Annotated in this window: 8 protein-coding genes; 4 read left to right on the top strand and 4 right to left on the bottom strand. The window is 60.8% G+C overall.

Features of this window, described 5'->3' with window-relative positions; genetic code table 11:
- Positions 1 to 22: 22 nt before the first annotated feature.
- From AAFH49_RS11945 to AAFH49_RS11935, 3 genes are all read right to left on the bottom strand, one after another.
- Positions 23 to 3,295 carry a SusC/RagA family TonB-linked outer membrane protein gene (locus tag AAFH49_RS11945; RefSeq protein ID WP_342298363.1) on the bottom strand — a complete coding sequence of 1,091 codons (3,273 nt, stop codon included), beginning with the start codon at positions 3,293 to 3,295 and terminating at the stop codon, positions 23 to 25.
- A gap of 424 nt (positions 3,296 to 3,719) precedes the next feature.
- On the bottom strand, positions 3,720 to 5,234 hold the full coding sequence (locus AAFH49_RS11940; protein WP_342298362.1) for a sialate O-acetylesterase: 1,515 nt from the start codon (positions 5,232 to 5,234) through the stop codon (positions 3,720 to 3,722).
- A 99-nt stretch (positions 5,235 to 5,333) separates the two neighbouring features.
- Positions 5,334 to 6,413: a glycoside hydrolase family protein gene (locus AAFH49_RS11935; RefSeq protein WP_342298360.1), complete on the bottom strand. Its 1,080-nt coding sequence runs from the start codon at positions 6,411 to 6,413 to the stop codon at positions 5,334 to 5,336.
- A 154-nt stretch (positions 6,414 to 6,567) separates the two neighbouring features.
- On the opposite strand from AAFH49_RS11935, the gene AAFH49_RS11930 reads away from it, so the two are divergent.
- From AAFH49_RS11930 to AAFH49_RS11915, 4 genes are all read left to right on the top strand, one after another.
- Positions 6,568 to 7,896, top strand: a complete 1,329-nt coding sequence (locus AAFH49_RS11930; protein ID WP_342298358.1) for a rhamnogalacturonan acetylesterase — start codon at positions 6,568 to 6,570, stop codon at positions 7,894 to 7,896.
- A 55-nt stretch (positions 7,897 to 7,951) separates the two neighbouring features.
- On the top strand, positions 7,952 to 9,496 hold the full coding sequence (locus AAFH49_RS11925) for a glycoside hydrolase family 28 protein (RefSeq protein WP_342298357.1): 1,545 nt from the start codon (positions 7,952 to 7,954) through the stop codon (positions 9,494 to 9,496).
- Positions 9,497 to 9,507: 11 nt separating this feature from the next.
- On the top strand, positions 9,508 to 10,449 hold the full coding sequence (locus AAFH49_RS11920) for a glycoside hydrolase family 43 protein (RefSeq protein WP_342298355.1): 942 nt from the start codon (positions 9,508 to 9,510) through the stop codon (positions 10,447 to 10,449).
- Between the two features lie 120 nt (positions 10,450 to 10,569).
- On the top strand, positions 10,570 to 11,505 hold the full coding sequence (locus AAFH49_RS11915; protein ID WP_342298353.1) for a glycoside hydrolase family protein: 936 nt from the start codon (positions 10,570 to 10,572) through the stop codon (positions 11,503 to 11,505).
- Here AAFH49_RS11915 and AAFH49_RS11910 read toward each other — a convergent pair.
- A complete protein-coding gene (locus tag AAFH49_RS11910; protein WP_342298352.1) occupies positions 11,502 to 14,375 on the bottom strand; it encodes a glycoside hydrolase family 2 protein in 2,874 nt (957 codons plus the stop codon). The genes AAFH49_RS11915 and AAFH49_RS11910 overlap by 4 nt on opposite strands.
- Positions 14,376 to 14,433: the final 58 nt, after the last annotated feature.

Below are 14,433 nucleotides of genomic sequence, written 5' to 3'. Positions count from 1 at the left end.
TGAGTGGGACAAACCCAGCCGATTAAAAAGTGAGGTTCAGGCCCAGAATCAGGGTTTTGGCCAGCGGCAGTCCGCCGTAGTCGGAGCCCGACACGAAGGTGCTGCCGTTGTTGGTGTTCAGGGCGTCGGGGTTGAGGCCGCCGTAGTAGTTGTCGTGCCCGAACCAGTTTTCGGCGGTCACATACACGCGGGCACCCTGCGCCACGCTCTTCTTGATAATCAGGCCCAGGTCGTAGCCCAGCGTGATGGTGCGCACCCGGTAGTAGTTCGACGAGTACAGCCAGTCGGTGTTGCGGATGAAGGTGGTGCTCAGCGGCGTCGCCTTGCCCTTGATGCCGTCGCCGGGGTTGTCGGCCGAAAACCACCGGTCGCGCACGCGGCCCAGGGCGTTTTCCTTGTAGCCCACGCCCATCCGGTCGATGGCCCGGCCCAGGGTGGAGTAGATGGAGCCGCCGGCCTGGCCCTGCACCAGGAAGCTCAGGTCGAAGCCCTTGTAGCGCAGCGTGTTGGTCATGCCGTAGGTGTAGGTGGGGTTGGGGTTGCCCACCACCTGGCGGTCGTTGAAGTCAATTTTGCCGTCGCCGTTGAAATCTTCAAACTTGGGCTCGCCGGCCGACTGCGTGCCCAGCTGGGCCACCTTGCTGTCGATGTCGGATTGCGAAAGGATGCCAGTCTGCTTCACCACGAAAATGCTGTAGATGGGCAGGCCCACTTTCAGGATGTTGCTGGGCGTATCCAGGCCGTTAGGCACTTCGATGGTGGCATCGCCGGGGCCCAGGTGCACCACTTTGTTCTCGTTGTGGCTCAGGTTGAAGGAAGTAGTCCAGGAGAAGGCGCCTTCCAGGTTGCGGGTGTTCAGCTCCACTTCCCAACCGTTGTTGCGCACCTCGCCAATGTTCTGCAGGCTGGTGGTGAAGCCCGAGCCGCTGGCCACGGGCACGTTCAGGAGCAGGTCCTGGCTTGTTTTGGTGTAATAGTCGGCCGAGGCCGTGATGCGGTTTTTGAGGAAGGCCACGTCCACGCCGAAGTCCACGGTGCGGTTGCGCTCCCATTTCAGCGACGGGTTGCCCACTTTGTTGGGAGCCTGGCCCGTCACCTGCACGGCCGAGGTGCCGCCCAAGGCGTAGTTGGCAAAGCCCAACGTGGCAATGCTGCTGTAGTCGCCGATGGTGTTGTTGCCGGAGTAGCCCAGGCTGCCGCGCAGCTTCAGGTCGCTCAGTACGTTAGTGGTAGCCGCCATAAACGGCTCCTGCGAGATGCGCCAGCCGGCCGATACGGCCGGGAAAACGCCGGCCCGGTCCTCAAACCCGAAGCGCGACGACGCATCGCGGCGCACGCTGGCCGAAACCAGGTACTTACCGTCGAAGGCGTATTGCAAACGGCCGAAGTAGGAGAGCAGCACGCTCTGGGTCTCGGTGGTGTAGTTGGCGGCCGTGCCCGTGATGTTGGTGGCCGCGTTCAGCGTGGTCAGGTTGTTGTTGATGAAGCCACCGTTTGCGGCCAGGGCCACGTTGTCGAGCTTGGCAAAGTTGTAGGCCTGGCCCAGCAGCACCGAGAAGTCGTTTTTGCCGATGACCTTGCTGTAGGTGGCCGTGTTTTCGTTCACAAACGTCTGGCGGCGGAAGGCGGCGTACGAGCCGCTGGCCAGCGAGGTAACCAGCGTGCGCGTGGGTGGCTGAAACGACTTCGACGTGGCGTCGGTGTTGTCCATGTTCAGCGAGGAGCGTAGCCGCAGGCCCGTAATGGGCTGAAACTCGCCAAACACCGTGCCCAGGGTCCGGAACGTGCGGGTATCGCCCTGATAAGCCTTGATAAGGGCAATCGGGCTGGCCGTGCTCACGCCCCAGCGGTACGCGTCGTTTTTGCCATAAGCCGTGTTCACGCCGGCCGTGTCTTCCACCACCGGGGTTTCGGAAAGCAGCTGGTGGAAGCGGTTGTCCTTGCCTTCGATGCCCGGGTCGGTGGCAATCGAAAACGACGGGCTCACTGTCAGGCCGAAGCGCAGCTTGTCGCTGGCTTTTACTTCCACGTTGGCGCGGGCCGAGTACCGCTTGTAGTCAAGGCCAATAGCGAAGCCCTGCTGGTCGCTGTAGTTGCCCGATACGAAGTAGTTCACGTTATCGGTGGCCCCGGAGGCGCTCACCTGGTAGCTCTGGCTCAGGCCGGTGCGGTAGAGCTGGTCCTGCCAGTCCACAAACGCCAGGCCGGGGTGGCCGGGCATGGCCCAACGCTCGTCCAGCATCAGGTCGGTGTTGTACTGCGTGGGCCCCAACTGCGTGGGCAGTACGCCCGTGGCCGTGAGCGTCGAGTTCAGAATCTGGCGGCGGGTGGTGTTGTTCTGGTCGGCGGTGCGGGGCGTGGCACCGGGCGTGGTCGGCGTCGAGCGTACCCAGTTGGTGTTGATGATTTCCGTGGCTTTCGAAATCCACTCATCGCCGCTCAGCACGTCGAGCTTTTTGGCGGCCCGCGAGCCGCCCACGTAGGTATTCACGCTGATTTGGGGCTTGCCCGAGCGGCCGCGCTTGGTGGTGATGAGCACCACGCCGTTGGCCGCCCGCGAGCCGTAGATGGCGGCCGCGGCCGCATCCTTCAGCACCTCAATCTTCTCAATGTCATTAGGGTTGATGTTGTCCAACGGGCTGCCGGCGCTGAAGCGCCCGCCACCGTTGGCCGCCGCCGTCTCCAGCGGAAAGCCGTCGATTACATACAGCGGCTCGTTGCCGGCCGAAATAGAACCCGCACCCCGCACCTGAATGCTGAAGGCCCGGCCGGGCACGCCCGATACCTGCTTCACTTGCACGCCGGCCAGCTGGCCCACCAGCGCCTGGTCGACGCGGGTAATGGGCCGTTCTTCCAGCTTGCGGGCATCCAGGGTGGCAATGGCGCCGGTCACGTCGGCCCGCTTCTGGGTGCCGTAGCCCACCACCACCACCTCGTCGAGGCTCTTGGTGTCGTCGCTCAGCTTCACGTTGAAGCTGCCGGGGCCGGAAAAGGGTTTTTCCTGGGTTTGAAACCCAATAAAGCTGAAAACCAGCGTGCCGGCCTTTTCAGGTACCGAGATGGTGAACGAGCCATCGGCGTTGCTGGTGGTGCCCAGCGTGGTGCCTTTCACTACCACGGTCACGCCGGGCAGGCCTTCGCCGGTGGGCGAGGTCACTTTGCCGGTCAGCTGCCAGTCGGCGGCTACGTGGCGCACCGGGTGCGCGGCGGCCAGTGCCGTTCCCGGCCCCGCCAGCAGGAGCATTGGCACACACGCCGCGAGACGCAACCGATGCCAGGGATAAAACTTCTTCATGAGCGTATGAACTTGGGTGAGATTTTTTTGAAGAAAGAAGGGACGTGGAGGCCGAACCTGAGGCCAATATTATGAGCGTGTTTCGCCGGTACTCTCCTGTAGACTACTGCTTAGCTGCACTTAGTTTAGTAGTTGCTTACTCACTACCGTCGAGGCTGCCACCTGCGGGCCGCGCCCGGCTGGCCGGCCTCACACTTTGAGTAACCCAAAATCCGGTGCCGGAGCGCCGGGCCGGTAGCAAAGTGCTGCTGCGTGGCGGCGGCCCAGCCGGTACGGGCAGTTGCAGCTGCCCATACCGACCTCGCCGGGGTTGATTTGGTAGCAACCTGCCGGGGCTCACCATTCATCTATGCAAAAATCTATTTTTTCTAATTAATAGCCTTCCCGCACCCTCCTGCCCGCCTCCAAAAACGATTTTTCACCGCTACTCTTTGCCCTGCGTGGGCGTGCGCCACTGGTCGGTGCGGAAGGGTGAGGCCGGCAGCCCCACGCTGTTGAACAGGTTGGGCATCGGCGACTTAGCCCATCCGAAGCGCACCGCTACCGGCCGCGCCACCTGCGGGCTGCTCACCACCACCGTGCGCCCCACGATGCGCGCCTGGGCGGGCCGGAACACGCTGTCGGGGCCAGCAAGGGTGAACTCACGCAGAGCTCCGTCGCGGCTCAGCAGGCCCTCGGCGTAGTCGAAGGTGAGGCGGGCCTCACCATTTTTTACCAGCATAGCCTTGTAGCGTGGGCCGGAGTAGGGGAGGGCCGGCGTGCCGTAGGTTTTGGCCAGTGCCCACAGGGCCAGGCGATGGCCCACGGTCTGCTTGTCGCGCGGGTGGATGTCGAGCGAGTCGCCCACGTCGGTGGTGACCACCATGCCGGTGTGCGGCACGGTTTGCCAAGTGAGCAGCTGCGCTTCGCGGATTTCGGGGTTCTGGCCCTTGTGCGGGGCTATTTGCACGAAGTAGAAGGGCAGGCCGGGCAGCTGCCAGTCCTGCCGCCAGTTCGCAATCATCGCCGGGAATAGCGTGCGGTATTGGTAGGCGCGCTCGGCATTGCTTTCGCCCTGATACCAGATAACGCCGCGCAGCGTGTACGGCTCCAGCCCGCGAATCATGCCGTTGTAGAGCTTCGCGGGTGATTTATTGCTGGTGGCACTGAGTGGCTCCTCCGGCTTGGGGCGGGTAGTCTGGGGATTATCAATTTTCTCCTGTTTCCAGGCCGCCAGGGCAGTTTCGTAGGCCGGGCGCTGCGTCAGGCCCAGGGCGTAGCGGGTGAGGATGGGGCGCAGCACGGGGTTGTTTTCCAGCACCTCCCGCCGTGTCCACGACTCGGCCGGAGTGCCGCCCCAAGAGGAGTGAATGAGGCCCACCGGTACGTTTAATTTCTGGTGAATTTCAAGGCCAAAGAAGTAGGCCACGGCCGAGAACTTGCCCACGGTTTCGGGGTTGCACACTACCCAGTTACCGGCCACGTCGCGCTGCGGTGTATCGGATACGCGCTCCGCCACCGTGAACATGCGGATAGCTGGGAAATGGGCATCTGGAATTACTTCAGCGGCATTCTTGACGCCCGTCATCCATTTGGCCGCGCCCTTATCCACTGAGAATTTCATGTTTGATTGGCCCGAGCACAGCCACACTTCGCCCAGCAGCACGTTGTTGATGGTGAGCTTGTTTTGGCCGTTGATGGTGATGGTGTAGGGGCCGCCGGCTTTGGTGGTGGGCACGCGCACCAGCCAGTTGCCCTGCGCATCAGCCGTGGCTTTGGCGGGGGCTTTTTGCCAGCTGGCGGTTACCGTCACGGCTTCGCCGGGCGCGGCCCAGCCCCAGAGGGCCACCGTGGTTTTCTGTTGGAGCACCATGTTGTCGGTCAGCAACGCGGGCAAGGTGACGTCGGCGTGGCTAAGGCGCGGGAGTATCAGTAGGAGCAGCAGGAAGTAGCGGGCCATGAGTTAGGGATTGAAGTAGGGTGCGGGGCTTGTCCCCGCCCGTCGTTGAACGGCTAGTGCCCGAATCGTTCAACGACGGGCGGGGACAAGCCCCGCACCCTACACTATTTTCAGAATGAATGCCGAAGCCGTCATCTCCTTCCCACCCTGCGAGGCGCAGAACAGATACTCCGGCCGGCCATCGCGTAGCAACAGCTGCGGCCGTTCGAGGCGGCCGTAACGCTTGAGTTTGGGCGGCGCGGGCGGTTCCTGCACGCCATAGTCCCGGATGGGCAGGAAGGCGATTTTGGGGAATGTCCAGGCCTTGCCATCTTCGGATTCAAGGTAGAGGCCCACTTCCTGGCTGTACACGCCCATGTCGCGGGCCAGCAGGCAGAGTTTGCCGTGCTGCCGCCACACAAAGGCATCTTCGAACTGCTTGTTGCTGCCCTGCTTGGAGAAATCGATAACCGGGTTGCCTTCAAATTTCACGTATGGCCCGGCCAGCTTATCCGAGATGGCAAGGCCGTATTTGCGGTTGCCGCGAATTTCTTTCCCCTTGGCCTCGTCGTATTCCTTGGTATTCCAGGACTTATAGTAGAGCCAGTATTGCCCGTTGGGGTGCTTGATGAAGGCCGGATTGGTGGTGCAATGGTCGTCCCAGGCTCCGGTGGGGCCGGGCAGCAATAGCGGCGCATCGGGCCGCGTCCAGGGGCCGTTGAGGGTGGGGGCGGTGGCGAGGCCGATGCGCTTGGTGTCGGTTTTGCCGTTGGAATTGCCCATGAAAAACAGGCAGTATTGCCCATCCACGAACTGGATACTGGGATTGTGGCAGGTGGTGGCGTCCCAGTGGCCAGGGCCGCGCGGGGCCAGCACAGTTCCGAGCACGGTGAAGGGCCCTTCGGGCTTGTCGGCCACGGCATGGGCTATTTCGGAGCCGTTGAGCCAGCCGCCCATGCCCTTTTTGGCATCCCAGCGTGAGAAGAAAACGTGCACCTTGCCATCGGGCCCGTAGATGGGCGAGTTGCACCACACATAGTAATCGGGCAGCTCCAGGGCCCGGCCCACGGGCCGCAGGTGCTTGCTGAATCTGGCGAAAGCGGCCTTGGGATAATCAATGAGCCGGCCCGTGAAACCGGCCAAAGCGCGCGTCAGCGGGGCTAGTAATAAACCAGTCAGAAACGTGCGGCGGGCCAGCATAAGCGCGGGTGGGATTGGGGCAGTGGATGAGATGTGATGCAACTACGGCTGTCTTTCGGGCGGCACTCTCCTGCACTCTGCCGGAGCCATGACAGTGCAGGTAAGCGCCGGTAGCCGCCGCCGGTACTTTTAGCCCACTCGTCACTTCCCGCCCATGAAAATTTCCGTCCTGACCATTGGGGCTAGTATGCTGCTGGCCGCTTCTGCCGCCGCGCAATCGCCTAAAACCACGTACAAGTTTGATTTCGGCCCCGGCAAAACGGCCGCCGGCTACCAGCAGGTGCTGCCCACCGCCACTTATTCGGATGCCACCGGCTACGGCTTCGATTTCGGCACGACGGTGACGGGCACAGACCGGGGCGGCAAGGATGCCCTGAAAAGCGACTTCGTAACCAGCAGGCAGCCCTTCTACTTCTCAGTAAAGCTGCCCGAGGGCAACTACAACGTGACCGTGACCCTAGGCGACACCAAGGGCCCATCCAGCACTTTTCTGAAGGCCGAATCGCGCCGCCTGCTGCTCGAAACTACCGCCACTAAACCCGGCCAGTTCACGACCCAAACCTTCACGCTCAACGTCAAGAGCCGCCGCATCAGCGACACTGAAACCGTGAGCCTGAAGCCCCGCGAGCTGCATAAACTGGACTGGGACGACCGCCTAACCCTCGAATTCGACGGTGCGAACCCCTGCCTGGCCGCGCTGGAAATAACGCCCGCGCCCACGGCCACCACCATTTTCCTGGCCGGCAACTCCACCGTGGTGAACCAGGACGACGAGCCTTGGGCCGCCTGGGGCCAGATGCTGCCGCGCTTCCTCAAGCCCGGCGTGGCCGTGGCCAACCACGCCGAATCGGGCCTCACGCTGGGCAGTTTCCTCAGCTCGAAGCGCCTCACCAAAGTGCTAAGCGTGATGAAGCCCGGCGACTACCTGTTCATCGAATTCGGCCACAACGACCAGAAGGACAAGGGCGAAAACGACGGTGCGTGGAAATCATATTCTGAGCGGCTGCACCTCTTCGTGCAGGAGGTGCGCAAAAAGGGCGGCATCCCGGTCATTGTCACCTCCACCAGCCGCCGCACCTTCGGGGCCGATGGCAAGATTGAAAACAGCCTCGGCGACTTCCCTGCTGCTGCCCGCAAGGTGGCCGAAGAGGAGAAAGTCCCGCTTATCGACCTCAACGCCATGTCGGCCAAATTCTACGAAGCTCTCGGGGTAGAAGAATCGAAAAAAGCCTTGGTGCATTACCCCGCCAACACCTATCCCAACCAGCCCGAACCCCTCGCCGACAACACTCATTTCAATCCCTACGGGGCCTACGAGCTGGCCAAGTGCGTGGTCGAAGGCATCAAAACCAATAAGCTGGGCCTGGTGAAATTCCTGAAAAATGACACGCTCACGTTCGACCCGGCCAAGCCGGACGCACTGGCCAGTTGGATTTGGATTGACAGCCCCCGCAGCGCCGTGACTAAGCCGGACGGGAATTAGCCGCGCAGTCGGGGACCTGACTGTTGCTAAAAATCAAACCCACTCATTTTCCTCAATGGCCAATCGAGCTTCCCTAAACGCAATTCATCGCCTCTTCTGGGTGAGTTTCTTCGTGGCTATTGCCGCCCGCGTTGCGGCCGCGCCCATCGATAAACGCCACCTCCTTATTGCGCCGGGTACCCTCACCGAGAGCTCAGTTACACTCTTGTGGGACAAGGAATCCGGGAAAGAAAAGGTGGCCTACGAGCTGTCCTTGAATGGCAAAGCCGTGGCTTCGACAAGCAAAACCAATTACACTATTGCCCAACTGGCACCCGCTACCCAGTACACTATTCGGCTGAGTGTGAAGCCCGCCAGCGGCCAGAAGGACAAAGAATTCAGCACGCTCACCTTCAAAACTGCCGCCAAAGGCAAGGTGTATAACGTACTCGATTACGGTGCCAAAAACGACACCGCCATCGTCAACACCAAAGCTATTCAAGCGGCTATTACTGCCTGCGAGGCGGGCGGCACCGTCTACATTCCGAAGGGTACTTACGTGTCGGGCGCGCTTTTTCTGAAGAGCAATATGACGCTGCGCATTGAAGGCGTGTTGAAAGGCTCCAGAGTGCCCGACGACTACCTGCCGATGATTCTGAACCGCTTCGAAGGCTGGGAATTAAGCACCTACGCAAGCCTGCTCAACGCCGGCACGCTAAATCGCAACGGCTACACGGTGAGCAACCTGCGCATCACCGGTGGCGGCACTATTTTAGGCGGCGGGCGGCGGCTGGGCGATGCCATGACCAAAGCTCACGGCCTGCGCAGCCGGGGCCGCCTCATCTGCCTGCTGAGCTGCCAGGACGTGAGCATTTCGCACCTCACCGTGACGGAGCCGCCCTGCTGGACCATCCACTACATCTACAGCCACAACATCAGCTGTCACGATTTGGCCATCGTCACCAAAGGCATCCACAACGGCGATGGCATCGACCCCGATTCGTCCACCGATTCCTACATTTTCAACTGCACCTTCGATACCGGCGACGACTGCATCGCCATCAAATCGGGCAAAAACCCCGAAGGCTTCGCCATTGCCAAACCCACGCGCAACGTGCGGATTACCGATTGCGACTTCCTGCGCGGGCACGGCATTTCCATCGGCAGCGAGATGTCGGGCGGCGTGAGCGAGGTGCTGGTGCAGGACTGTAAGGCCGGCCCGTTGCTGCACGGCATGCAGATAAAGGGCACCAAAGACCGGGGTGGCTACGTTCGCAACGTCACCGTCAGGGAGTGTCAGCTGCGCCAAATCACCATCTTCTCGGCCGTCAATTATAACAACGACGGTGCGCCCGCTCCCGAAATTCCTACTTTCGAAAACTTCGTTTTTCAGAACATTGACCTGTCCGAAGCCTCCGCCGCTGAGCCTGCCATCAACATCAACGGCTTCAAAGACCCCGCGCACCGGCTGCGGAATGTCACATTTAGTAATATCCGGCTGCCGGATAATGCGAAGGTCGTCATCAACGATGCCGAGCGAGTGAGCTTTACGGAGGTGAAATCGGCCAGCGGAGTCAAGCCCGCTTACTCCGCAACCGGCAGCGTTGATATAAGCTACTAAGCAGTTTGATAATGAAAATTGCCGTCTTCCTCGCCTTCGTTGGACTTCTGGCCGGCCCCGCCTGCGCCCAGACCGCGCTTCCTAAAAACGAAGCCCTCATCTTCTGCTACTTCAAAAACAACGGCCAGGACGGCCTGCACCTCGCCAGCAGCCGCGACGGCTACACCTGGACCGCCCTGAAACACGACAGCACCTTCCTGCGCCCCACCGTGAGCCAGGACCGCCTGATGCGCGACCCCTGCATCCTGCGCGGCGCGGACGGCCGCTTTCACATGGTCTGGACGGTGAGCTGGCAGGACAAGGGCATCGGCTACGCCACTTCCAAAGACCTCATTCACTGGAGCGAGCAGCGCTTTCTGCCCGTGATGGCGCACGAGCCCGGCACCCGCAACACCTGGGCCCCCGAAATCACCTACGACCCCGGCTCCAAAACCTACCTCATCTACTGGGCCAGCACCGTCACGGGCAAATTTCCCGAAACCCAGAGTCAGGAGGAAAAGGGCTACAACCACCGCATCTACGCCACCAGCACGAAGGATTTCCAGACTTTCACGCCCACCAAACTCCTCTACGAGCCGGGCTTCAACGTCATCGATGCCAGCATTCAGCCCGATGGCAAGCGCTACGTGATGTTCCTCAAGGACGAAACCCGCGAGCCTGTGCAGAAGAACCTGCGCGTCGCTTTCTCCGATAAACTCGTCGGCCCCTACGGCCCTTCTTCCGCGCCAATTACTGGCAGCTACTGGGCCGAGGGACCGACGGCTATCAAGCTGGGCGCGGAGTGGCTGGTGTATTTCGACAAGTACCGCGAGCATAAATACGGAGCCATAAAATCCGCCGATTTAACGCACTGGACCGACGTTTCTGACCAAATAAAGCTGCCGGCGGGCCTACGCCACGGCACTATTTTCCGCGTCTCAGCCCAGGAGTTAAAGTTGCTGGAGCAACAGTAGTCGCTGATGAATCTTATGACCAAAATATCCCGCCCCTTTGCCTGGGGCTTGCTGGGAACCGCGCTGGTAATTGTTTCCCCACGCCATGCCGTTGCGCAAAAGGCTTCTGGGAAAACTGTCGTGAAACCCGCCCCCAAACCCCTATTCCGCGACCCCATCTACGACGGCGCGGCCGACCCCGTCATTATCTGGAACAAGCAGGCCAACAAATGGTGGATGTTCTACACCGACCGCCGCGCCACCGATACCACCGCCACCGGCGTAACCTGGGTGCATGGCACCCGCATCGGCATTGCCGAATCCGGCGACGGCGGCACCACCTGGACCTACCGCGATACCGCCAACATCAACTACCGCCCTGACCGAGACTACACCCACTGGGCACCCGACATCGTGGAAGATAAGGGCCTGTACCACATGTTTCTGACTTACGTGCCCGGCACGTTCACCGACTGGCAGCACCCGCGCGTTATCATCCAGCTCACCAGCACCGATTTGCTGAGCTGGAAATACGTGCAAACTCTCCCGCTCATCACCGATAAAGTTATTGATGCCAGCGTGTTCAAGCTGCCTGACGGCACTTGGCGGCTGTGGTACAACAACGAGCGGGACCACAAATCCATCTACTACGCCGACAGCCCCGACCTGCGGCACTGGACCGACCACGGCCAGGCCCTGAACGAGCGCGGCGAAGGCCCCAAAGTATTCCGCTGGCACGAGCAATACTGGATGATAATCGACCAGTGGAAAGGCATGGCCATCTATCATTCTGATGACCTGCTGCACTGGCAGCCCCAGCCCGAACGCATCCTCGAACAGCCCGGCCGGGGCCGCGACGACCAGGCCATCGGCGGCCACTGCGACGTGGTGGTGAGTGGCAATCGCGCCTACGTATTCTATTTCACCCACCCCGGCCGCAGCCAAGCCAGTCCCGCACCAGCCAATTCCATTGCCGCCAAACGCAGCGTCATACAGGTTGCCGAGCTGGAATTCAAAGACGGAAAACTGACGTGTAATCGGGATAAGCCAACGTTTGTGCAGCTTGGCCGGCGCTAGAACAAATCGTCCTTCACCGGGGCGATGTAGGGCTGCGGCTTGCTATCGGTGGGCGGCAGGCCGAAATAGAAGTAAAGCGTGCGCTTGATTGGGGTACCGGTCAGGTGGTTGGGCTCAGAGTTGGGCCCGAGTTTTTCGGGGTGCTGGTCGATGTTGAGGCCGAGCTTGGTGCCGATGGGCGGTATGTTATCCAGAAAAGAAATATCGCCGGTGGGCAGGCCGGGCTGGGGCTTGATGCCGGTAAGACCGTAGAAGTTGAAGCGCCGTACGAACAGGTTTTTATCGGGGCTGGCGATGAGGAATTTGCCTTCCACGGTGTTGAATTCCATCCAGGCGATGTCGGCAAAATAGCCTTTGAACTCAGGGTAAATCCAGGGCGCGGCGGCGGTTTGGGTGTTGTTGTTGGCGTTTTCCCACACGTTGAGGGTGGTGCCGGCAAGGCGGTTTTTCCAGGCGCGGTAGGGGCCCTGGCCCAGCCATTTGGCTCCAATCACGAAGTTCTCGGGGTAGCTGAAACTGAGGCCGGTGAAGGCGTAGTCGCCGGTGAGGGCGTATTCGTAGGTGAGCTCAAGCCAGCCGGTGGCGTGCATCTTCCAGCGCACGGTTTTGAGGTCGCCGGAGTAGCTGGCTTCTACTACTTCGCCGTCAGGTTCGGTGCGGTGTTTCAGGCCGGTGAAGGTGGCGGTGCCGGTCACCATGACGGGGCCGTTGGTGAAGCTGAGCTTGTCGCCGTTGTTGCCTTTTATGCCGCTGAGGTGGCCGTTGGTTTTGTTGAAGATGACCGAAATGCCGCTGGCCGTGAGGCTGAGCGTGGTATCGGTTTCGGCCACTTGCACGGCGGGCTTGTCTTTGGCCTTGAGCGCCAGCACGCTATCCAGCAGGCGGGCGTTGCCGCCGGTTTTCCAGGTCCATTTATACACGAGGTTTTTGGCCGGGTCGAAGGCGGAGAGGACGATGGCGTCGTAGCTTTTCCAGTCTTTGGGCAGCTCCAGGTTTAGCTTTCCTGTGGCTAACGGGGCCAGATTGGGGCTTTTGATGCGGCTCTTTTTCTGCGTGATGCTGCCCGCAAACGGGTCGCTCGGCTTGCGGAAATTCACCAGCTCCCACTGAAAAAAGCACTGGCTGAGGTTGGTGAAATGGTAGCGGTTTTCGACTTCCACTTTCCCGTCGAATTTGGCCGGCAGCTCTTTCGGGGTAATGTGAATGGGCGAGAAAATCTCGCGGATGGCGAAGAAGCTGCCCTCTTTTTCGCGGTGCGGGCCCAGGAGGCCGTCGGGCGCGTTCACGCCGTTCACGTCGATGATGTTGTGCTGGTCGGTGCGCACGATGCCCTCGTCCACCATGGCCCAGAGGAAGCCGCCGCCCGAGCGTTGGGCCTTCCAGTGCAGCTCCCACATATCGGCCAGGCCGGCCCCGCCGCCGCCATCGTCCTGGCTGTGCAGGAATTCGGTGGGCATGTAGATGAGCGAATCGGCGAGGATTTTCTGGGTGCTGTAGAAGTCCTCGTAGTGGTTGCAGTCGATGCCGCTGGCGGCGTTGCCGGGGCGGTGGTGCGGGTGAATGACCGGGCGTTTGGTGAGGTCGTACTGGTAGAAAATGGCGTCCAATTCTTTGTTGGTGCCGCCCTCGTTGCCATTGTCCCAGAAGATGATGCTGGGATGGTTCTGGTCCTTTTCCACCATGGAGCGCACAAGCGGGGTGCCAGCCTTGGTGCTGTAGAATTTCTGCCAGCCGGCCAGCTCATCGAGCACGTACAAACCCAGCGAGTCGCAGAGGTGCAGGAACTCGGCATCAGGCGGGTAGTGCGACATGCGTACGGCGTTCATGTTCATCTCCTTCAGCAGCTTCACGTCCATCAGCTGGATGGAATCGTTAAGGGTGCGGCCGGTTTCGGGCCACCAGCTGTGGCGGTTGGTGCCCTTCATTTTCACCTGCGTACCGTTCACGTAAATGCCCTTGCCGCGCCGCACTTCGATGGTGCGGAAGCCGAAGGTTTCGGTAGTTTGGTACTGGGTTTCGGAGCCGTTGCGCAACGTTAGGCGGGCGCGGTAGAGGGTGGGCGTTTCGGCCGTCCACTGCCTGGGGTTTTTGATGGTGGTGCTGAGGCGGGCGACGGTATCGCCGGCGGCTATAGTGGCGCTGGCGGTGCCCACGGTTTGGCCGGTTTGGTCGAGGATTTCGGCTTGAAGCTGGGCGGCTTGCTTAACGTTGCGCACGTTGGCGCGAAGCGTGAAGCTGCCATTGGCGCGGGCATCGATAGCCACGTTGTCGGCGTATTGTTGCGGGTAGGATTGCAGGTAAACTGGCCGGAAAATCCCGCCGAAAACCCAGTAATCGGCCAGCCGCTCGGCGTTGTTTACGCTGGGCTCGGCCGACATTTTGCTCACTTTTACTTCGAGCAAATTGGCCTCGCCGAACTTCAATTTGTCGGTGATGTCGTACTTGAAACGGTAGAATGCTCCTTGGTGAATAGCACCGGCAATCTGCCCGTTCACCTTCACCTCCGTATCCGTCATCGAGCCTTCAAACACGATTTCGACGCGCCGCCCGCGCCAGTTGGCGGGCACGTTGAAGCTATGTTTATACAGCCCTTGCTCATCGGCGAAGCGGAAGTTTTTGCCGTAGGTTTTGTAGTCGCGGCCGTAGTTGTAGAGGCCGAAGCCCTGCTGCTCCCAGCACGACGGTACGGCAATGGTGGTCCAGAAGCCGCTTTTGCGCCCACCGGTGCAGTAGAAATCCCAGCGTACTGTGGGGTGGTTATCGCGGCCGGAGAGGTATTGAATTTGGCGCTGCGCTGGGGTTTGAGCGTGGGATGTTGGGGCAGAGAGCAGCGCCAGAATCAGCAGCAGATATTGGATTGGTTTGGGCATTGGAAGGCGATGTAGAGACGCGACCCTTCGCGTCTCGTCGTTGCTGATGTTGCTAGGG

The sequence above is a fragment of the Hymenobacter segetis genome, from assembly GCF_038448715.1.
Taxonomy (GTDB): domain Bacteria; phylum Bacteroidota; class Bacteroidia; order Cytophagales; family Hymenobacteraceae; genus Hymenobacter; species Hymenobacter segetis.
Note: the sequence above shows the minus strand (reverse complement) of the source record. Positions and strands in the feature narration are given on the sequence as shown.

What these genes read in the sequence shown, in the direction of transcription:
- AAFH49_RS11920 (WP_342298355.1), top strand. Translation starts at nt 9,508, where the DNA reads ATGAAAATTGCCGTCTTCCTCGCCTTCGTTGGACTTCTGGCCGGCCCC.
- AAFH49_RS11930 (WP_342298358.1), top strand. Translation starts at nt 6,568, where the DNA reads ATGAAAATTTCCGTCCTGACCATTGGGGCTAGTATGCTGCTGGCCGCT.
- AAFH49_RS11925 (WP_342298357.1), top strand. Translation starts at nt 7,952, where the DNA reads ATGGCCAATCGAGCTTCCCTAAACGCAATTCATCGCCTCTTCTGGGTG.
- AAFH49_RS11910 (WP_342298352.1), bottom strand. Translation starts at nt 14,375, where the DNA reads ATGCCCAAACCAATCCAATATCTGCTGCTGATTCTGGCGCTGCTCTCT.
- AAFH49_RS11945 (WP_342298363.1), bottom strand. Translation starts at nt 3,295, where the DNA reads ATGAAGAAGTTTTATCCCTGGCATCGGTTGCGTCTCGCGGCGTGTGTG.
- AAFH49_RS11935 (WP_342298360.1), bottom strand. Translation starts at nt 6,413, where the DNA reads ATGCTGGCCCGCCGCACGTTTCTGACTGGTTTATTACTAGCCCCGCTG.
- AAFH49_RS11940 (WP_342298362.1), bottom strand. Translation starts at nt 5,234, where the DNA reads ATGGCCCGCTACTTCCTGCTGCTCCTACTGATACTCCCGCGCCTTAGC.